Source organism: Mucilaginibacter sp. SMC90 (assembly GCF_022811725.1).
Lineage (GTDB): Bacteria > Bacteroidota > Bacteroidia > Sphingobacteriales > Sphingobacteriaceae > Mucilaginibacter.
The window spans coordinates 5,460,166-5,481,774 of the sequence record NZ_CP094527.1; the positions used below are offsets into that span (position 1 = coordinate 5,460,166).

The 21,609-nt window shown below is 43.5% G+C and carries 13 protein-coding genes; 1 reads left to right on the forward strand and 12 read right to left on the reverse strand.

Annotated elements, in window-relative coordinates; genetic code table 11:
* Positions 1-33: 33 nt before the first annotated feature.
* From MTO98_RS22725 to MTO98_RS22780, 12 genes are all read right to left on the reverse strand, one after another.
* Positions 34-1,947, reverse strand: a complete 1,914-nt coding sequence (locus MTO98_RS22725) for a RagB/SusD family nutrient uptake outer membrane protein (RefSeq protein ID WP_243481272.1) — start codon at positions 1,945-1,947, stop codon at positions 34-36.
* A 16-nt stretch (positions 1,948-1,963) separates the two neighbouring features.
* Positions 1,964-5,482, reverse strand: coding sequence for a TonB-dependent receptor (locus MTO98_RS22730; protein WP_243481273.1), 3,519 nt, complete (start codon positions 5,480-5,482; stop codon positions 1,964-1,966).
* 188 nt (positions 5,483-5,670) lie between these two features.
* Complete coding sequence (locus MTO98_RS22735) at positions 5,671-6,819, reverse strand: FecR family protein (RefSeq protein WP_243481274.1); 1,149 nt, start codon at positions 6,817-6,819, stop codon at positions 5,671-5,673.
* A 285-nt stretch (positions 6,820-7,104) separates the two neighbouring features.
* Positions 7,105-7,695: an RNA polymerase sigma-70 factor gene (locus tag MTO98_RS22740; RefSeq protein ID WP_243481275.1), complete on the reverse strand. Its 591-nt coding sequence runs from the start codon at positions 7,693-7,695 to the stop codon at positions 7,105-7,107.
* Between the two features lie 384 nt (positions 7,696-8,079).
* Positions 8,080-9,726, reverse strand: coding sequence for a hypothetical protein (locus MTO98_RS22745; protein WP_243481276.1), 1,647 nt, complete (start codon positions 9,724-9,726; stop codon positions 8,080-8,082).
* Positions 9,727-9,831: 105 nt separating this feature from the next.
* Complete coding sequence (locus MTO98_RS22750) at positions 9,832-11,178, reverse strand: DUF3863 domain-containing protein (protein ID WP_243481277.1); 1,347 nt, start codon at positions 11,176-11,178, stop codon at positions 9,832-9,834.
* Between the two features lie 141 nt (positions 11,179-11,319).
* Positions 11,320-13,017, reverse strand: coding sequence for a RagB/SusD family nutrient uptake outer membrane protein (locus MTO98_RS22755; RefSeq protein ID WP_243481278.1), 1,698 nt, complete (start codon positions 13,015-13,017; stop codon positions 11,320-11,322).
* Between the two features lie 11 nt (positions 13,018-13,028).
* On the reverse strand, positions 13,029-16,415 hold the full coding sequence (locus tag MTO98_RS22760; protein ID WP_243481279.1) for a TonB-dependent receptor: 3,387 nt from the start codon (positions 16,413-16,415) through the stop codon (positions 13,029-13,031).
* Between the two features lie 271 nt (positions 16,416-16,686).
* Positions 16,687-17,823, reverse strand: a complete 1,137-nt coding sequence (locus tag MTO98_RS22765; protein ID WP_243481280.1) for a FecR family protein — start codon at positions 17,821-17,823, stop codon at positions 16,687-16,689.
* A gap of 68 nt (positions 17,824-17,891) precedes the next feature.
* The gene (locus MTO98_RS22770) at positions 17,892-18,434 is read right to left on the reverse strand and encodes an RNA polymerase sigma-70 factor (RefSeq protein WP_243481281.1); all 543 of its coding nucleotides are present in this window, start codon (positions 18,432-18,434) and stop codon (positions 17,892-17,894) included.
* 249 nt (positions 18,435-18,683) lie between these two features.
* Positions 18,684-19,586 (reverse strand): MFS transporter, encoded by a 903-nt coding sequence (locus MTO98_RS22775; RefSeq protein WP_243481282.1) that lies wholly within the window; start codon positions 19,584-19,586, stop codon positions 18,684-18,686.
* Positions 19,587-19,636: 50 nt separating this feature from the next.
* The gene (locus MTO98_RS22780) at positions 19,637-19,930 is read right to left on the reverse strand and encodes a hypothetical protein (RefSeq protein WP_243481283.1); all 294 of its coding nucleotides are present in this window, start codon (positions 19,928-19,930) and stop codon (positions 19,637-19,639) included.
* A 229-nt stretch (positions 19,931-20,159) separates the two neighbouring features.
* On the opposite strand from MTO98_RS22780, the gene MTO98_RS22785 reads away from it, so the two are divergent.
* Entirely contained in the window at positions 20,160-21,326 is a 1,167-nt protein-coding gene (locus tag MTO98_RS22785) for a peroxiredoxin (protein WP_243481284.1), read from the forward strand.
* Positions 21,327-21,609: the final 283 nt, after the last annotated feature.

A 21,609-nucleotide genomic window follows, 5' to 3' on the forward strand; every position in this document is an offset into this window, starting at 1 on the left:
AATTATTTATCCAATTAAAAAACCATTAAAATCCTACCAGTAAGGGTTTTGAACAAGGTTATCGTTCACCACGATGGAGTTGTTCCAGATTGGCCACAGGTAATCCCTGGTGTTAAATACAGGGATCTCCACGTTGCGGGCACGGTAGTAGTTAATAGCCTGCTCTTCGTAAATACTCCAGCCGGTTAACGGGGTACTTAATACTCCCTGCAACTCTTTCCAGCGGCGAAGGTCCCAACCGCTTTGCCCTTCAAAACAAAGCTCTATCCTGCGCTCCTGGTGAATGATAGCCCTTAAACCTTCTTTAGTAGTTGGTTTAGATGGATTTTTTGAATAAGCTGCCCATGAATCAACAACGCCACTCAAACCTGCACGTGCCCTGATCTTATCTACATAAGATATTGCTTCGGCAGTTGGGCCATTTACTTCATTTAAAGCTTCGGCGTATAACAGGTATAAACCAGCCATACGCATAACCGGCATGGAAAAATCAGTCCAGTTAAACCCATCGTCATATACGGTAAGGTAGTTGGCCAGCTTCTTAGGCCAATAACCGGTGATGTTTGATTTTTGCAGTGTTTTAGGGCCTGCAAGTGAGGTTACACCACGGGCAGGTACATAATGCGCCATTTTTGCATCCAAAATACCATCGCCAAACCAAATACCGCCATCAAAGCCTATGCTGCCATAAAAACGGGGCTCGCGGTCAAAGTGGGCCTTAACGGTTTGATAACCTTGTTTTATGTAAAAAAAATTTGCGGCATCTCCGGTACGTAACTGGTTGCGGTCGGCATAATCCCAGGTCTTATCCTCATCAATCGGTACGCCTTTATTGGTATAAAACAGCTCGGTAGTTGAAATAGGAACTGCATAGTAAGCCGGGTTTTGGTTATCATTTTGATTGGCCTTTTGTGTTAACCTTGGTATGCAATACTCCTGACCATGCCAGATATTGCTCAGCGACCAAATTAGTTCGGGGTTGGTATCCCATTTTTGAGTAAGCGCATTTTGGCAGGTTAACACCTGTTTCAATGAGTCGGGCAGGTTTGAAACGCCCGGCGCAGGTACAAAATTGGTGTTTAAATGCAAACCGGCAGCCTCGCAAAGATCAATTGCTGCTTTACACGCAGTAGCGGCCTTTTGCCATTTGGCAGCATCAAAGGATGTTGGGAAAAGGTTTTTACCGCTTTTATCTTTAAAGTTTGCGTAATCGGGGTTACCGTTGAATAAGGGGCTTGCGGCTGTCATCAATACCTCGGCTTTGATGGCCGCTGCTGCAGGGCCGGTTATCCTGCCCAGCTCCTTGGCAGGGTTATCAATTGTAGCGGGCAGATCGGGAATTGCCTGATCAAGCAGCCCAACAATATAATTAACCACATCATCAACCGGTTGACGTTTCACTTTCACCTCGGCCGTTGAGGCTTCAACAGGTAAGTTTACATCGATAATAGGTATCGGACCGTACATCCGCATCAGGTAATAATGATAGTAAGCCTTCAGGAATTTGGTTTCGGCTATCCATCGTTTTTTTTCAACAGCGGTTAAATCGGCTGGTTTATCGATATTTTCGAGCATGGTATTGCAACGCCTTATGGCAACAAACATAGCTGTACCGTTTGCCCTGCCATCCCAGAAGTTTAAACCCGGTTCACCAACATTTTGGGTGCCTGTAATGAGGGTATAACCTGTAATATCCAAAGGATTGTTAGCCAGGTTAAGCGGAAAAATAATTTCCCCCGAGGTTGTAAAACCGGCACTCCTGTTTAAATCATTTAATTGCTGAACAGATGAATAACAAGTAAACAAGTAGTTTTCAGCTTCGTTCTTACTTCTGAATGCGTAGTCAATTGTTCCCACATCGGGCGGAACAACGTCAAGATATTTTTTACATGAGCCGCTTAATACCATTAAAAATAATAAGCAAATATGTTTATAGTTAAATTTCATGATACTCTTCATCTCCTTATAAATTAACATTCAAGCCAATATTGTACACCTTTTGGATCGGGTAGTTAAATCCATTGCTTCCCAGTTCCGGATCCCACAGTTTAAATGAGCTCCAGGTAATAAGGTTGAGGCCATTAACGTATAACCTCAAGCTGCGTAAGCCCAGTCTTTTTGATACCGATGCCGGCAGTGTATACCCAAACTCGGCCGACTTAAGCCGCATGAACGCGCCATTGCGTAACCACCAGGTACTTGGCTGCAGGTTGTTTTCGATAATGTTGCGGGTTGTTCCTAAACGCGGGTAAGTAGCGTACAGGTCCTGGTGCTCTTCGCTCCAGTGGCTGTCTGCAAATTGCTGTAGTAATTGAGTATTGCCATAAATGTAGTCCTCTGTACTTTGCACAAAAGGGCTAACCTGGTTAGGATCGATAAAAAATGAAACCCTTGCCTGCCCCTGGAAAAATGCCGAGAGGTCAAAGTTTTTGTACTGAGCAGATACGCCGTAGCCGTAAACAATTTCGGGCACCTGCGGGTATCCCAAAAAGGTTTGGTCGCGGTTGTCGATAACACCGTCTCCGTTCAGGTCGCGGTATTTAATATCGCCGCCCCTCGGTGCTTTGCCTGTAGTTGAAAAGATCTGTGTTGGCGATGCAGCAGCTTCAGCATCATCAACAAATAACCTGTCGGCAATATACCCGTACCCAATACGGATGGGTTGGCCAACAAAATGGCGATATGCCTCTGGGTAGTTAGGCTCCTCGTAATAAGTATATTTATCTGTTGCCAGGGTAAAGTTACCACGTCCGGAAATAAGCCAGGAACTTCCGATGCTTTGTTTATAGTCAAATGAAAGATCGATACCTTTTGAGTTGGCTTTACCTAAATTGGCATAGATATCGGCCTCAAGCCCCGACGTACTTGGAATGTATGACCGTTTTTGCAGGATGTTGTACCTGTTATAATTATAAAACTCGGCAGTGATATTCAACTTTTTGAACAAGGTCATTTCCAATGCCAGATTTGCCTGTTTTGAGGTTTCCCATGTTACATTGGGGTCGGGATAGTTAAGGATGGTAGCACCATTATGCGCATAGCCCGCGTTGGTACCAAAGGCGGCAGAAGCACCACCGTTAAGGTTTACGTTTGATGCATAAAAGAAACGCCTGTCGCTGATGGCATCATTACCCACCAAACCATAACTGCCGCGCACTTTTACCCTGGTGAAAATATCTGCCAGCGGTTCAAAGAATTTTTCGCCCGAAACAAGCCAGCCGCCGCCGATGGTTGGGAAAAAGCCGTAGCGGTGCTCGGTAGAGAACCTTTCGGAGCCATTGTAGCCAAAGTTAAACTCCAAAAAATACTTGCTCTTGTAATTATACCCTGCCCTGCCCGCAACACCAAGGTTACGATGAGGTAAGGCATATTGCAGATCTGGTTGCTTTGTTACCGGGTTAATTGCGTTTGAATAAACCGTTTGCTGCCGGGTTAGCACCATGGTTGCCGACAGATTATGATCGCCAAACTGCCTGCTGTAATCAAAGTTGCCCTGCAGGTAGATCTGGTTGCTGATAACAGGCGTGCCGGGGAAATATGACAGGTACTCCTTTGCATCATTAGGGTCCTGATTGAGCCATACCAGCGAATAGGTATTGTTTACTTTATCATAGCTGCCAACATTGTAATAGAATGGATTATACCCATAATTGGCATCAAAGTAAGAATACCTGTTGGTGCTGAAGATACCATGGAAGTTTAAGCCTTTGGTAATAAAATCAAAACCCTGGTTCAGCTCAATTTGTGCCAGCACCCGCGACTCTGATGAGGTTTTATGCCCTCTTAGCAACAACGCATAAGGGTTGTTGTAAGGCACGCCCTTCTCTGCCGGGGCCCCGAACAAAATGTGTTTGGTGTCGCGGTTAGCTGAATCGGCGGGAAAATAGGCTGGAAATAGCACCGGGCTGGTATGCAGCGCAATTTTGTAAACATCCGAGTTAAACGATCCATCGGTTGTAAGCGGCCCTGCATACTCACTAAACGTACCCGAAAACCGCAGGATCAATTCTGTAGTTTTGGTAAGGTTGAGGTTAACGTTTGAACGTAACTGGTAATTTTGGAATTTAATGTTATTACTGTTGTTATTGGCAGGGTCCTCAACCAGGTTACCATGGTCAAGGTTATATGAGCCGGCAACATAATAGCGGGCAAACGGTGTACCGCCGCTGATACTTAAATTGCCCCTTTGGGTTGATGTACGCTTTTTTAACAGCATACCAAGCCAATCCACCGCAGGGTATACGTACGGATTATAGCCCGGTCCTTTAGCCAAAGTATTTTGGGTATTGATGATCTTATCCGGATCAAAAGGCGTTGGCTGATACGGATCACGTGATAAAGTAGCCTCATTAAAGAGGTTCATGTAAGTGATAGGATCAGCTATTTTAAGCGACTGCGTATTTTGTGATATTGAATTTTCTGCACGGAAACTGATCTGCGGCTTGCCTATTTTACCTTGTTTGGTAGCCACCAAAATTACGCCGTTAGCACCGCGTGCGCCGTACAAGGCTGTGGCACTTGCATCTTTCAGGATAGAGAAACTGGCAATATCATCAACCTGCAAGCGGGCAAGGTCATTGGTGGTAAGCTCAATGTTATCTATCAGGATCAGCGGATCAACTTTATAACCAAATGTGGTTACCCCCCTGATAAAGAACTGGGCGTTATCCTGCCCCGGCTGTCCCGTTCCCTGGAAGGCGATGATACCAGCTGCCTGGCCTGCAAGGGCTGTGGTCAGGTTACTTGCCGGGATCTTTAACTCGGCCGGCTTTATGGTAGTTACCGAGCCTACAATGGCTTCCTTACGTTCCTTTTTTCCGTAAGCGGTAATTACAACCTCTTCGGCCTGCCTTACATCCTCAACCAAAACAACATTAAACAGTTTATTGTCGGGGCTTACGGTAAAGGTTTGCGTAACAAAACCTATAAATGATACCCGGATCACCGAGCCGTTTTTTACATCGAGGATGAATTTACCGTTGTTATCCGTTACCGTACCACGCCTGGCATCATTTACAACGGTAATACTCACGCCGGGCAGTGTTATCCCTTTTGAATCGCGCACGGTACCGGTTACGGTAATATCAGCTATATTTTCGGCTTGATTGCTATTTTTTGATCCGTCAGCTTCTTTAATGATGACCGATTTTCCATCAATAGTATAGGTTAAAGCTGAGTTTTTAAGGCAGGTTTTCAGCGCTTCTTCAAGCGGGGTATCCTGGAAATTCACATCCAGCGGAGGCACATTTTTTATACTCCTGGCCGACCAAAAAAGGTTGTAGCCTGTTTGCTTATTTATTTCATTGAATATTTGTTTAAGCGTTGCATCATTCTGTTTATAAGTGATTTTTTGTGAAAAAACCGCTGCACTTGCCTGCATGAATGCCAGGAAGAGTATAAACGTCGTTATCTTCATGATGAGCAGAAATTTCTTAGGGTAGCACGAAGGCGTACAAATGTTTGTAGTAAAAATTTTATACATTTGTTAAAGGCTGTTTTAAGTTGAAATGTTACGACAATTACATTCAGGTTTTAAAAAGCTGATTGGAGCAGGGGCATCGGAAGTGCCTCTGTTCTGCTTTTTATAAACCGCTGATCTGCTTTAAGCTATGGGTAGGTATTGGTTTTTCTCATACTTTTTTGTTTAGTTTAAATTGGTTATTGGGGCGTTTATTTTTTCTTGCTTATAGTTATGGTATTACCCTGTATGCTAAACCTGGCATCGCCGGTTTGCTCCATCATTTTTAACAGGGTTGTGATGCTGGCAAAGCGGGTGGTAACAGCACCAAAGGTTTCTTTTTTCAATTCCTGATCTTCAAAAACTACATCTACATTGTACCAGCGGGATACACTGCGCATAATGTTTTCAAGCTTTTCATCGTCAAAATTGAAATATCCATTTTTCCAGGCTACAGCCTCGGTTGTATTTGCTTCACTTACATCAAGTGTATTGGTTAGTTTGGCCTGCTGACCCGGAATTAATACGGCGCTCTTGCTGGCGGCAGTTACCCGTACCGATCCTTGTAATAATGTTGTTTTGGTAACGGCATCGTCGGTATAGGCGTTTACGTTAAAGTGGGTACCCAATACTTCAACCGTTTGGCGGTTGGTTACTACCCTAAAAGGTAACTCCTTATTATGGCTAACCTCAAAATAAGCCTCGCCCGCTAATTCAACCCTGCGCTCATTTCGATTGGTAAAGCTTACTGGAAATTTCAATGATGAATAAGCGTTAAGCCAAACCTTCGAACCATCGGGTAATATAACCTGGTACTGGCCGCCTTTGGGTGTTTCGATGATGTTAAACGCATCAAGATCGGTACTTGATGATGCCCCCGACAGATTTTCCCGTCCGGATATAGTGTATACTAACTGACCATTGGCCGCTTTGGTTACTTTAATGCCGTTTTGGTTAGCAATTTGCCCGTTACCCGCATCGGTAAGGGAAATCTTACTTCCGTTTGCCAAGGTTAATATGGCTTTGTTACCACCCGGATGGATATTTGATTGAGCAACACGACGAGGAAAGTGCTCACGATCTGTAGTAAGCATCCTGGTAATGAACAAACCGGCTACACCCAATATCAATACAGCAGAAGCTGCCGCCACCCACCTAAAGATGGGTTTGGTTTTAACAGGTTGGGTTTCGCGGTTAAGGCGGGCAAGCATAGCCTCTCCTACCGATTCCTCATCTTCTGGAAATTCGGTATCCTGGTATGCGTTTTCCCGGTACCATTGCAGCAATTGTTCACGCTCGGCAATAGTGGCGGTACCGTCTTTATACTTTTTTATTAGGCTGTAAATGTGTTCCTGGTCCAATTGGTTTGGGTGCTTTTATATGTGGGTACATTGAAAAACACATTACCCTATATGGATTTAAACTTTTTCCTGTTTTTTTTGTGAAAATCCATCACATGATTTTGCTGTGAGGCCGATACGGATGAGTTTGGAAAGCGAAAAGTGTTTATATTTCGGAATAAGAAACAGGTGAACAGTTTCTACGCCATGTAAAGCGGCAGTACATTCTTTAAGCAACGCAGGCAAGGTTTCTCATTCACATTCAATCCCCCGTGCTTTGTCAACACCGCAAAAAGCAGGTTGTAGTTATTTTCGAAACGACATAATGGTATGCAATATTACTACGATACTCCAACCGTAATTCTTCAATTCCCCACGAATAATTTTTAACGCACGGGTAAGGTTTGCCTCCACTCCTTTCTCGCTGATCTCGATCTTTTCGGCGATCTCGGCATTCTTCAAACCCAGATCGCGGCTGTAACGGAACACCAGTTTGCATTTTTCGGGCATTTCCTCCACTATTCCATCAATATATTCCTGCAGAAAAAGCGCGTCAAGCTTATGCTCGTCATGGGTGATATCGGCAAACTCATAGTTTTCTCTGGCCAGATCGGCGCGGTGTTTTTCGCGCTGGTAATGCTTAAACACACTGAATTTTACCGCGGTAGCAAGGAAAGCAGCAATGCTTTGTATTTCGACGGAACGGCGACGCTCCCACAGTGATAAAAAAACCTCATGTACAAGATCTTTGGCAATAGCAGTGTCCTTGCTGTGGTTCCATGCAACCGCCAGCATCTTTTTCCAATAACGCTGGTAAATTTCGGTAAAGGCATCATGATCGTCTGCCTGCAGCAAAGCGGTTAGTTCCTGGTCTGTATATGTACTGCACTTTGACATTTGCCCCGTTCAGGAGATCACTTAATGGTTTGTAAAATAGTTATCGCTTGCAGGTTAAACACGTTATCATTGCGCAAAACCATTTTCACTGTTTAAATTGGTTACCGGCTTAGGCCACAGTGGGTACTGCCCCAAAATCCGGCTACAAATATGCAATATAATTTCAATCAAAAAACTATTTTAGCATTAATCAGTAAATCAGACGCATACAGAGACAATGCGAATGAGATACTGATTAATTTTTTCACAACCATTATGTTAAAAAAGTAAACGACCACCTGTTGCGGGGCATTTTGAACCTGATCAACAATATTCGGGCAACTTTTATTTAAAAAATCAGTGTTTTACTATAAAAATGTTGCAGATCCAATACCGGCAAATCACCTATTGATCTGCCAGCATTAATACAATACGCTGACCTTCCGGTTTGATGCGGTACAAACTGCCGTTAGTAGTTTCTGTTATTGTACCTTGTTTTGTTTTGATCCGGTAAGCGCGTCCATCAAATTCATATTGGGCGCTATTTTCTTTTACATTCTGAAATGCCGTTTTAGCCCCCGGGGCAACATGCAGGTCCAGAAACCAATCGGTGGCAGGATTATTCTTTGCCGTAATGATCAGGGAGTTCTCGTTCATTTCGATCTCGAAAGTACCTGTCCCTACCGGCCAGGATGCAAGTGCTGTAGTTTTGTTTATATCCTTAAAAGCCGGATCGCCACCCTGAACAGGAATTTCGCGACCGTCCTGGTTCATCATTAAACGCAGGCCTTCGGGATTACCGCGTTTGCCCCATTGAAAACCATCAACCACTGGTAGGGTATAAAAAAAACTTTGATTAATAGTGGTTACATCATTCAGGTATTTATCGGGAATACCCTCATTAAACAGGTGAATATCAGTTATACGCAAATTGCCGTTTTCCCAAAGCAGGTTAGTGCGGTAAAAGCGGCTGTTATACCAAATAGTTTTTTTATTGCTTTCACCCAAATCCTTACTTACGGCAAACGTTGTAGCCGGCGTTACTTTGTAGGTTTTCTTAAACCATTCGCCCGACTGTGTCATTGTCTCCACCCTAACTTTACCCTCATCACGAAGACGGGCAATAACAGGCATTTGTAATTCAAGGCCTTTTTTCATGGCATCCCAGGTAAATGAATTTTCCTGTCCTGCCTGTGTGTAATTATAACCCAGCGATGGGTCGTTGGCAAATGTTTGGAAAAACCAGTTGATCCATTGCTCATTACCGCCCGCATGAGGATAAACCGGCTCAAGCGTGGTAACCGACCGGCCATCAGCATACTGCCTTATGGGGTCGCTGCCCAGCATCCTGAATACCGGTACAGGTAGCTGTTGACCGGCATGTTGTGCCGGCATATATGCGTTTACGCGGCTTGGGTAATATGCCTGGTTCCAGTAACCTCCCCAAAGGGTAAAGCCATCGGTGCCAACCTGGTCCTTACAGTTTGCCGATGCAACAATCTTATATTTATCATACATATAATTGAGGGAGTGGGCGTCAATTACCCACGAAGCGATAGACCTTGGATAATACCCGAATATCTGCTTAAAATCAGCAAAGTAAACGTCAATGATCTTTTCCCGCTCGGCAGGCGTGTAGCCAACTGAGAAACCTACATTTGAGTGCCAATCCCATGCATATTTTCCACGCCATTTTATACCGGCCTTTTCAATGAGCGGTTGCGGCAGTTCCCACCAGCCGCCTATTTCAAATTCGTCTTTAGGAAGGCTTTTCAGCAAGTCCTGGTAACGCTTGTCTATCAAAGCATCGTACTGTAATAAAAAAGTCCCGCCAAGATGATATTGCTTCATGAGCTTTATCTGGTTCACAACAGTTTGATAGAGTACATCTTTAGTGATATTCGGGTCGCGCGGCTCAATATCCCGTATAAAATTTACTATGTTGATGATCTTGGGTCCGCTCACCGATCCGGCTTTTTGACCGAACGAGCAAAAGGTTATAAATGACAACGCTGCCGTTGCGGTAGTAATTACAAAAGCCTTTAATTTCATATAGTGGTACTTTGATCTTTATTTCTTTTAGCCTGTGAATTTAAAAGTAAAGTGCAGCCATCCCAACAGGCTATTAAAATCAGGATAAACTACGAAACTGCATTGTTATTTAAGCAGATCCTTATATCTGGCAGTGATGATCCCACGCGCTTGTTTTGATAGCGAATCAACAGGAACCGGTTTATCTTGCGGGCGTGATTGTTTTTGATTGATGGCACCTAACAAGCTCCATTTCCGGGTCATCTCTTTAGGTTCGGTAACATGAAGATCATAACGCGTAAAATCTATTACCTTTTCGGACGTGTTGCTCTTCCAGTCTCTTAGCAACGCCAGGCGAAAGTCTTTATTCATAAACCATTTGATCTCGTTGTTGGCATCCGAGCCGCCGATGCCGGAGCCCCGTTCTACAAACCGGTAGTCAAAACTATTGGTTTTATAATGTTTTCGCCATAATAACCCAAACTCGCCCTGGGTAATCAATTTAGTATCAGGCCAGCGTTTTCTGATGGCGGCTAACCAGTTTTTTAATGATGATGGATCATATGGCAAACTCAACTCCCAGCAATTGGTAACCCAACCAAAACCATTAAGCTCAAAACCTTTATCAAAATGGATAGCTGTTGTATGCATCATTTCCTTCAATCCTGTTTCGTTACCATACTTACCTATAGTTTCAATCGGCCCTACGCCCATGCGGCTATTAAAGCCATCCTTAAAACCTTCGCGCCTGGCCGCAAGGAAATCAACCGACCAGCCATCTAAGTTTACGCAGTCAATAAAATCGCTTTTGTTTTGTGCGGGCTTGCAAAAATGTTCCTTTGATGGATAAAAAGGATAAACTACGGCTCCATCACCATCCTGGTTATCAATGCTGAACTGGCTCCATATATTTCCCTGACATACGTGGATCCCCTCTGTTTCCGCGAGATATTGCTGGTTTTTTGCCGACATAAACCCTGCAACTATACTTAGCGGGCGATAGCCCTTGCCCACCATTTTTTCAATAATTTTCAGGGCATCGTGCACATCCTTATTCACCTGTTCGGTAGGGTTATAAGCATTGGCAAAATAAGCGCCCGGGATAAATGTAATATCATCGCCGTATTTGTAATGATACCCCACCGCCAGTTTTCTGATTTCGCGGTAGTTTGCGGTAGTATCATTGAGCGCAAGCCAACTGAAGGACCAGGTTATTTTCCCGCCCGGAAAACCTTCTGCTATAGCATTTCTGAAAGCAATAACCCGCGCCGGTGTGTGCAGGGCACGTTCGTCTTCACCAACATTGCGGTTTCTTGAAACCTCTATCTGGTTAACCCTGATCACCGTGTTAAAGGTGAGAAAACGGTTACCCATCAACTCTGTTACTTTTTTTGACTGGTTACGCTGAGCTTCCGCATCCGGTAATAAGAACATCAGCAAAAACGCCAGGGGCAGTATGGTCTTAAAATTCATAATATAAATGTTATCGACAGCGCAATGCTGTTGTATTTAAAAATCGAGTACACCTTTTCGACATAAAATTAATGGTAAATTACCTGTAATAATTATTAAACCACATAGCGGGCCAGGTGCCGGCCCGCTATGTTTAAATGCTTACCAACCCGGATTTTGTTTCAATTCCTTGCCACTGGCAGCATAAAATGCTACTTCCTTTGTAGGCAGGGGTTGCAAATAATCTTTAGCAGGGTCAAATTTTCTGTTACGCTCCGCAATTAAAAAACCATTGGCATCAACTTTGGTTAAATAACTCGGATCACTGTAGGGAGCACGGCTGGCCCAGTCGGTGCCGGTAATTTTTATACCTTTTACGTCTTGGGGCAGTTCGGTTTCTGCTGTTTTCCATCTTCTCAGGTCATCATACCTGAAACCTTCGAGGCAAAGTTCAACTGTACGCTCACGCCTGATCTCGGTACGCATATCCAACCCATGAGCGCCAACAAAAGCGTTAGTGAGATGCGGCATAGAAACCCTGTCGCGCAATTGGTTTATCGTGATATTAAGATCATTATCACTAATATTACCATTTTTTTCGTACAGGGCTTCGGCATAGTTTAACAAAACTTCGGCATAGCGGATCAGGTGCCTGTCAAAATCAAATAAACTGGCACTTCCGTTCCTGCCCGAGTTGTTAGCCAGCGGATCTTCAGACATGTATTTATACAAAATATAACCGGTATTGAAATTTCGCTGCGGCTTATCGGGCCAGTTCTCCACTTTGGTAACCGGGTAAAACACACGGTTGGTTAGCGTACCCGGAATGATCATGGTCATGGTCATACGCGGATCACGTTCCTGGTACTCGGAAGTGAAGGTGCTGTAGCCGTGAAATACCGTTCCGGAAGCCGTGATAGGCAAACCATTTTTGTCAAGGTATAAGTCCACCATTTTACGGGTAGGGTTATAACCGTCCTGATCATACATATAAGGTGCATCCTGGCCATAAATATTACGGGCATAGCGTCTGTCCAGTATCGATTCTTTGGAGTCATCGCCTGCTTCAATAAACAGGTAGCGATAGCTCTGCGCGCCGCTCCCTTTATATAAACTGTAAACACCGCTATTAATTACCTGTTGTGCAGTACTCACGGCAACATCAAGATATTTAGCAGCGCTGGCATCGCCACGGTATTTTTCCCAGGTACCTTCAAACAGTGCCACCCTTGATGCCAGCGACTGAGCCGCTCCTTTGGTTATCCTGCCAATATCAGGGGCAGAAAGATCGGCCTGAACAGGCAAATCGCTTACTGCGTCATCCAGGTCTTTTAATATCTGGTCGGCGGTAGCCGTGCGGGTTGCTCTTGGGGCAAACAGCTCCGGATCACCCGTTTGCAACACTTTTGTAATTAGCGGCACACCTCCGTAAATACGCAGCAAGCGCCAGTAATACCATGCCCTGAAAAACTTTGCTTCGGCCACATAGCGTTTAATATCGGCATCGCTGTTCCCTGCCCCTTTTTCAAGTATATTATTAGCCGAACGGATGTATTTGTAATCGTTTGTCCACTCATCAGAGTTTTCGGTTGGCTGCAGGTTACCATTACTAACGGTATTGGGTGTATTGAAGGCGATATCTGATTCGGTATCCTCTTCGCCAAAACCATTAAGACCGTTATACAAATTGTTGGCAGCAAGCTTAAAATCGCTTCCGGTTTTCCAGAAGGTGGCATCCGTTATAGTATCCTGAGATACCAGGTTAAGATCCTTTTTGCAGCCTGCTAAGGCCAGACTTGCAATCACAAAAACGGCAAGTGTTATTTTTATCGTATGATTATTGATATGTTTTCTTTTCATGATGATCTTATTTAGAAACTTACATTCAGCCCCAGGGAATACACCCTGTTAAATGGATAAGTACCTTCGTTGCGATAACCGTCTTCAGGGTCAAAGTTGCCGCCCAGGGTTCCTTTAGAAATGGTGAAAAGGTCCTGCCCGCTCAGGTAAATTCGTGCCGAGCGCATTTTTAATTTGTTAGCTACCGACGATGGCAGGTTATAACCAAGGGTGATCACCTTAAACCTGAGGTAAGCTACATTTTGCAAGGTCATGGCCGAGGCGTGATAATTGTAACTATTGATATCATCATAGCCCAGGTTACCGGGAATATATCGCGGGTACGGCGCATCCGGGCGTTGCGGGCTCCATGTTTTATTGTAGTAATATGACAGCGTTGGCCAGAAGAAAGTATTTGGCCTGCTGATGTTTCCTTCATAAATAACATCGCGCTTACCTATGCCCTGTAAAAACACAGCAAGATCAAATTGCTTGTAACCCACATTAATATTTGATGAAAAGGTGTAACGAGGTGTTAAATTTCCCAAATAAACCATATCGCCCGATAGCCCTTTTGTTTTATCGCCGAAAGCGGTCAGTTTACCGTCGCCGTCAACATCCTTATACATTACATCGCCTATACCTATCCGGGAAGGTACGCCCTGAAGCTGTTTATAGGCATCAAGCTGCTGCTGGGTTTTAATGATACCGTCATATACATACCCGAAGTACGAGTAGATCGGATACCCCTGGCGCACAAAGTTGAGGCCCTCGGTATAATTATCTGAGTTTTTAAGCTGCACCAACTTGTTTTTGCTATCGCTGATCTGCAAGGCAATACTGTACCTGAAATCACTGATCTGATCTTTCCAGGTAGCTGTGGCTTCAAATCCTTTGGTTACCAGTTTACCCTGGTTAATGGACGGAGGTGTTGCGCCGTAAGTTACCGGCACTGCCACATTCACCAGCATGTCATCGTTTGTCTTATTAAAATAATCGAAAGAAAATGATAAGCGCGAATGCAGCAGGGACACATCTACACCTACGTTTTTATTTTCGATTGTTTCCCAGGTACGGTCGGTAGAAGCCGGACTTGCATTGGCTCCGGTAAGCCCGGCATTGGGCGAACCCAGCGGATAAACGCCGCCGATGGTTACCAATGGTATATAGTCATACAAGCCAAGTGAGGTAATTTCCTGGTTACCCATTTTGCCCCACGATACACGTGCTTTTAATAAATCAAACACATCCATCGATTTGATAAACTTCTCTTCAGAAAGATTATAAGCTAAAGCTGCAGACGGGAAAACAGCGCTCCAGCGTTTGCCCGGCGCAAATTTCGAGCTACCATCGGCCCTTGCCGTAACATCCAGGATCAGTTTGTTTTTGAATGAATAACTGGCCCTGCCAAAGTATGATCCAAGCGCCTGGTTATTGATAAGACCAGTAAAGTTAGCGTATGCTGTCTTAGTACGGTCGGCAAGGTTAAGCGTAAAAATGTCATTGCTTGCAAAATTGTAACCATATACTGTTTGGCCTTCGTTCCTGGTTTGTTCAAGGGATGCGCCACCGGTTAAATTGATGCGATGATCTGCACCAAATTGTTTGGTATAATCAAAATAAGCCTGGTACAATTTATTAAGGCGTTTGCTGTTACCATAACTGGCCGAGTTTGGTGTATTGCGGATATCCTGAACCCCGCCCGCGTAGTTGTAACGCGTAATGGTAGGATTTGTAGCGCTGTTATTGTCATACTCAAACCTGAAAGCAGCTTGCGCGGTTAATTTAAGGCCCGGCAAAAGACTGTAGTCCAGCTTAAAGTTGGTTGCAAAACGCGATAGGTTATCTTTTGATATACCGCCCTGCTCCAGGTATTGGGCTGGCCCTTCATAGCCCTGGTAGCCATAAAACTCGCCAAGAGGGTTATATACCGGCTGATAAGGAAATTGCCTTGTTACATTGGTTAGTGCACTTGATAACAATGTTGGGTTTAGCACGGCCTGATTATCAAAATTGGTGCGGGTTTCCAAGCTCAATTTGCTGCTCGGCCTGATATCATAGTTAAGGCGCAGGTTATACCTGTCTGATTTATTTTCGCCAAAACGGACAATGCCGTTATCGCGGTTATAACCAACAGATACCAGGTAATTGTTATTGTCGCCACCGCCAGATACCGATACGTTATGTAATTGCTGGGTAGCATTTTTATAGATCACCTTGTTCCAGTCGGTATATCCATAAAAACCTGGATAATTGGTAACGCCGTAATTCCAGCCCTGGTCAAGATCTGGGGCTGCATTGGCCTTGATCTTATCAAAAACCTCCTGCGGAAATCCTTGCAAACCGGCATTACGCAAGCCTTCGTCCATAAATTCGGCAAATTGCAATGTGTTTTGCATTTTACGTAAGTAGGTAGGCTGCTTTACACCAAAGTTTCCGGTATAGGTAATGATCGGTGTTCCGCGTTTACCGCGTTTAGTGGTAACCAATATCACACCATCAGCTGCACGGGCACCGTAAATAGCAGCTGCTGCGTCCTTTAATACCGTTACTTCGGCAATGTCATTAGAGTTTAGCGCACTGAAGGTATTTAAATCGCTCGGTACGTTATCTATCAGTACCAGCGGCGCATTGCCGTTAATAGATGAGTACCCCCTGATCTGGAAACCATAGGTTGTACTGCCCGGTTGTCCGCTGGCTTTGGTTATGGTAAGGCCCGGCACGGTACCCTGCAATGCATCAATTGTATTAGTTACGGGGCGGTTTTCAAAAACATCGGCTTTTACTGTGGAAATAGCACCCGTAACCGCTCCCTTGGCTCGCGTACCATAGCCTACTACAACCACTTCACCAAGGCTTTTATCTGCCTTTACCAACTTCACTTCCAGCGAGGTTTGGTTACCAACGGTTACCTTCTGTGTATTGTAACCCAGGTAGGAAAAAACTAACACAGAAGCCTCAGAAGGCACATTAAGCGCGAAAGTGCCTTGTTCGTTAGTGGTAGTTCCTGTACCGGAACCATCTATCCTCACGGATACGCCCACCAGGAGTTCGCCCGTTGTGGCATCCCTTACAACCCCGTTAATTTTTTGCTGCTGATCAGCAGCAGAGGGCTGTTTTTCATTATCCTTTCTGATAATGAGGATGGTTTTATTACGGATGATATACTCCAAAGGCTGCCCTTTCACGCAAAGCCTGAGCGCTTCTTTTAAATCAGCGTTTTTTAACGATAAAGTTATCGTTCCGGCATCCCGGATGGCATCGTTGTTATACAGAAAATCATAATCAAGCTGCCTGCGAAGCTGCGCAATAACTTCAGTTAGTGAAGCATCCTTTGCTTCAATGCTCACCCGCTGTGCAAATACTTCAGCTTTAAGCTGCACAATCGTCAGCAGTAATAAAATAAAGGTTAACTTCATTTTTAGGAACAAATTTGAATACGCATAGGAATCCCTCCTGAAAAGTAATTCAGTAAATTTTTTATACATTTGATTGTTAGGTTTAATTAATTGTTTGGTTAAAACTTATTGAGATGACCTGACCCGGCGATAGCCGTCGACCAGGGACGCTGCAATCGTTCCTGGTTTTGTCAAATTATGTTGTATACGTCTTTTTTTATCGCCTCCTTTCTTTAAAACTTCCGGCTAACACCGAACAAACGTTAATTAAATTATTAATTGATTTTGGGATCTATTCTGTTACGATAACCTTATCGGCCATAATTTTGAAATGTACCTTACCCAATAGTTCGAGGTTTTTAAGTGTTTCTGAAAGATTGGCCGAGCGCGAAAAGGTTCCTCCAAAACGATCTTTGGATAGCTTTCCCTGATAGCTGAAATCCACATCGTACCACCTGCTCATGATCCTCATGATGCTCTCAATACCCTGATTATCAAAAAGGAAATAGCCATTTTTCCAGCAGATGGCATTTTCAGCATTTACCTGCCTTACTGTTAACTGATCATCGGCTTTGATGATACGCGCTTCCTGTCCGGGCGTAAGCATTGCTGTTTTACCGGTGATGGTATTTTTGATATGCACACTTCCCGAAAGCAGGGTTGTGCTCGCGGTTTTATCATCATCATAGTTCCGCACATTGAAGCGTGTGCCCAGTACCGTAATTTCCTGCTTTCCGGCAACTACTTTAAATATTTGATTATTTGATTTGTGTGCTACCTCAAAATAAACCTCGCCGGTAACGTTAACCACCCTTTCACCTTTATCAAACCGTACAGGAAAAGTAATAGAGGATGCCGCGTTGAGCCAAACCTGCGTACCATCGGCCAGTGTGAGATGATATTGTCCGCCGCGCGGCGTTGATAGGGTATTCATCAAATTACCATAGCTTGCGGCAGTTTCATTCCCGGTATAGGTTAAATTCCCTTCAGATGTTTTACTCACCATGGCCGAACCCTGAACGGAGATCTTACCATTTTGCAGATTGTTAAGCACAACCTTTTTACCGCCCGCAAGGGTAAGCAGCGCTTTATTCCCCCCCGGTTTAAAATCTTTAGCCACCTGATTGGCAACCAAATGATCGGCAGGCTTGGTTTCTATCTGTTGTTTATGTAAAAAATAGAACCCAATGGTGCTGATCAGCAAAATTGATGCAGCAGCAAACCAGCGGACACGGCTAAACCGCGACGACTGTTTTAAGTTCAATGAATCCCAAACCCCGGCCTTTGTTTCCTCCAGTTCTTCTGCAGAAATTGGAAATGGCTCGTTATGCCATTGCATATACCATGTTTCAAGTATAGCTATCTCCTTATCCGTAGCTTGTCCTTTACGGTATTTCTCCAGCAGTTGCCGGATTTCATTATCTTCCATCGGAATCTATTTGGGTTTATACTTCAATAGACAGGATGGTTCAATACTGGGGGGTAATTTTTTTTTAATTATTTAAAAAAGAAAAGAAGGTTGATGAAAATGCCAAATTTGGTGCGCAGAATGCGTAATGCCCCTTTAACATGACTACGTACAGATTGCTCGCTTAAGTTGAGCTTTATGGCAATTTCCCTGTGCGTATAATTTAATTTCCGGCTAAGTTCAAATACCTCGCGCATTTTGGGCGGTAATGCATTAATCTCAGATTCAATCATGCCCGCTAATTGCCTTTCGCGGATCCGGTAGTCGGTTATTGCTTCCTCCATTGTGCCGTGTACAGCAAGAGAAAACAAGTACTTATCCGCTACGTGCTTATGGTCGATAATATTAAAAACGCGATTACGAACAGATGCATAAAGAAAGCCCGGGATATTGCTGTAACGGGTCATGTTAACCCTACGGGCCCAGATATGAGCAAAAAGTTCCTGCATGAGGTCCCGCGCCTCATCTTTATCCCTCAATTTTTTAAGGACGTGCAGATAAAGCACGCTAAAATAGCGTTCATACAATTCGGCAAAGGCCCCGTGATCGTCGGCAGCAATAAGAACAGCCAACTCCGTATCACTTAAGCAATCATAAGTTATCATATGGGACGGAAAATCATACGCTCTGAAAAACCGCAAAAGATGTGGCCGATCATATAATTGGTTATTTTCAAATCTAATTACATCAGGAATATCAACTGTCCTTATCTGTCTTGATTGTTACAAATGGCCCAAAGCAAATGTAAATACATTTTTAAACTCACTGCATTACCATGTTTCATGTTTTAACAAACAAGCGGGTAAACAGTAGCCTTATGATCACAATGTTTCTATCATCTCCTGATTTTTGTAAACGGTTTTATCTTTTTTATATTCCAGGAAAGCCAGTAATGCACTTACAGCGGCTGTTACAGCGCCCAACATATAAATATTGCTGTAGTGCCCCCGGCCGGCTATAAGGCCGGCAATTGGTGCGGTAAGCCCCATACCTAAATCAAAAAAAGCATTGTAGGCGGCCATGGCCATTCCCCGGTTTTCGGCACTTACCCTTTTTACCGCAATGGTACCAAATGATGGAAAAACAAGTGACATACCAATACCGGTAAGGCCCGCTCCCATTATGCCCATTACTGCCGACGTGGCAGACCATATCAAAAGCTGCCCTGCTATCTCAATCAGTAAAGATACCATAGCCACCTTTGCCCCGCCAAATTTATCCGGAAACCCCGCAAAAAATATCCGCACTACCACATAGCCGGCACCAAAAGCAGTGATAGCGAATGACGCGCCCTGCCACGACTGATGTATAAAAAACAAGGTTATAAATGAGGCGATCCCGCCGAAACCAATACTGGCAAAAGCCAAACCTGTACCCGATTTCCATACCAGGTTCACCGCCCTGTAAAATGGTAGCCTCACCATCTGTTTTGGCAATTGCACCACCGGCAGCATCAACATAGCGAGAAAGCTGATACCCGGCAACAAGGCAAGGGCAGCAAATGCGATTGTAATTGACCATTGTGTTTGCAAAAATATACCCAGTGGAGCGCCGCAGGCCATACCGCCATACATTCCCATTCCGTTCCACACCATTACCTTACCGGTATTTTTGGGCCCCACAAGGATAAATCCCCAGGCAAAAACGCCTATAACCAGGTAACTTTCGCCAATACCCAATAAGATCCGGCCTGCAATTAGTGCCGATAGGGAAGCAACAGGCATAGCTGTCAGCAATTGTGAAAACAGGCAAAAAACACCTGACACCGATGAGATCAGGATCCCGGTGACCACCGCCTGTCTGCCCCCTTTGAATCGGCCATTTTACCGGCAAAATGACGGGTGCACAGCGTAGCGGCGTATTGTAGACCGATAACCACACCTACTGCTAAATTATTAAACCCGAGGCTGCCATGTACGTAATTTGGTAAAACCCCAAGTGAAATACCCATGATCAGGAATTCCAGGAAGATCATTCCGAAAATGGTAATCAGCACACTGAAGATATTGTTGTTTTGCCCCGTATTGCCTGACTCAAGCGCGGGTATGTTTTTTACTAATGTTGACATTTATACAGCTATTTCAATTGCAAGGATATCAGGCTAATATCTTCGGGCATTGATCCGGATCAAAAAATTGGCTTCAAATGGCAAAAACGTGAGCATCCACTTTACCGGTGTGCATATGATTAGTTAAAATTTGTTAAATAACCAACATTTAACTAATAGCTAAATTATTAATTGTAGTTTAGATAAAAACCTTTAACAAATTGTTATAAATAAACCTAATCAAAAATCAATGGCCTCCTCTATCCAAAAATATATCAGACCGGCTTTCTGTATCATTATATTCCTATACAGCAACACCATTAACGCACAGATCTCCCCAATTCAAAATTTGCTTGGCAGGCTTGAAAGCTATAAAAACTTCAGCTATCAGGCTATAAATAAAAAAAGAGATATGAGTGCAGACACGACCATTGCACTTAATAAAGAATTGTTTTTAAAGGCACCAAATGACAAGCAGTACGGATATCTTTTTAGCATAGAAACCAATTATACAACAGAAACTTTTCATACAATAAATTTATATAATGGAGAGGGGTTTACTGTTTTATCGCCTACCGACAGTACATTCTTTGCAGAAGAAGGGCCTCATATTTCATACAGCCAATCCATCATTGGTGAGCTGAAATTCCTGCAGGAGCGTTATAACAAGAGCCCATTTAAGATAATGATGCTTAAGGATACGGTCATAAACAGAGCGCTCAGCTCTCATATTATTGCAACCGTCACTGACACGATAGACAATAATGAGCATTTATATACAAACAGAAACTTTTACGTAGATAAACAGACTGAACTGCCAAATTTGATCGTGATTGAGGGTAGGTATAAATATGCGGGCGCAATAAACAACTACTATGATGAAACTAAATATTTTGATTATAAAACAGATCAACCAGACGTTACTGTTGCCGATTTCGCCATACCAAAAAATTTCAAACCAAGGAAGGAGAAACCTGCGCCACCGGCTTTATTAAATACCGGTACAATGGCACCTGATTGGACATTATTTGACGCAAATGGCAAAAAACTTTCATTAAGCCAGCTAAAAGGTAAGGTAGTATTGTTGGATTTTTACTTTATAGGATGTGCGGGCTGTATGGCTTCGATAAAGCCCCTTAATGCTATTTACGAAAAATATAAAAACAAAGACTTGATTATAGCCAGCCTGTCTGAAAGAGATAGCAAAAAGGCAGTACTCGAATTTGAGAGACGTTATAAAATCAACTATACAGGCTATGTCAATACCGCCGATGTTGTAAAATCATATCATGTTTCTGGTTTTCCAACTTTTTATTTTATTGACAAAGAGGGAATGATACGCAGTGCATTTGATGGCTATAATGACGATTTTGAAGAAAAGGCTACAGCAATAATTGATAAAATACTTAATAAATGAGTAATGGTTATCAATTAAACAAATAAAGCTTTCAGCAGTTGATTGAAATTCAAATAGTTAAGTACTTCTAAAAGTACCCATGTGTGTAATAAACATAAAACCGGACTATTAGATCTGGTTATTGGGCGCAGTCACTGAATGCTTTAAGGTTTAAATTAATTATTGTTTTACAATAATTAATTATTAAAAATGACCAATTAGAATAGTCGGATCAAAGGACTTTACTAATTTTAAAATCATCAATTGCCGGCAAAATCCGCCCTTCCTTTCCGGCTATCATATA

Coding starts and splice junctions, on each gene's coding strand:
- MTO98_RS22725 (WP_243481272.1), bottom strand. CDS start 1,947: ATGAAATTTAACTATAAACATATTTGCTTATTATTTTTAATGGTATTA.
- MTO98_RS22730 (WP_243481273.1), bottom strand. CDS start 5,482: ATGTATAAAATTTTTACTACAAACATTTGTACGCCTTCGTGCTACCCT.
- MTO98_RS22740 (WP_243481275.1), bottom strand. CDS start 7,695: ATGTCAAAGTGCAGTACATATACAGACCAGGAACTAACCGCTTTGCTG.
- MTO98_RS22745 (WP_243481276.1), bottom strand. CDS start 9,726: ATGAAATTAAAGGCTTTTGTAATTACTACCGCAACGGCAGCGTTGTCA.
- MTO98_RS22750 (WP_243481277.1), bottom strand. CDS start 11,178: ATGAATTTTAAGACCATACTGCCCCTGGCGTTTTTGCTGATGTTCTTA.
- MTO98_RS22755 (WP_243481278.1), bottom strand. CDS start 13,017: ATGAAAAGAAAACATATCAATAATCATACGATAAAAATAACACTTGCC.
- MTO98_RS22760 (WP_243481279.1), bottom strand. CDS start 16,415: ATGAAGTTAACCTTTATTTTATTACTGCTGACGATTGTGCAGCTTAAA.
- MTO98_RS22765 (WP_243481280.1), bottom strand. CDS start 17,823: ATGGAAGATAATGAAATCCGGCAACTGCTGGAGAAATACCGTAAAGGA.
- MTO98_RS22775 (WP_243481282.1), bottom strand. CDS start 19,586: ATGCCTGTTGCTTCCCTATCGGCACTAATTGCAGGCCGGATCTTATTG.
- MTO98_RS22780 (WP_243481283.1), bottom strand. CDS start 19,930: ATGTCAACATTAGTAAAAAACATACCCGCGCTTGAGTCAGGCAATACG.
- MTO98_RS22785 (WP_243481284.1), top strand. CDS start 20,160: ATGGCCTCCTCTATCCAAAAATATATCAGACCGGCTTTCTGTATCATT.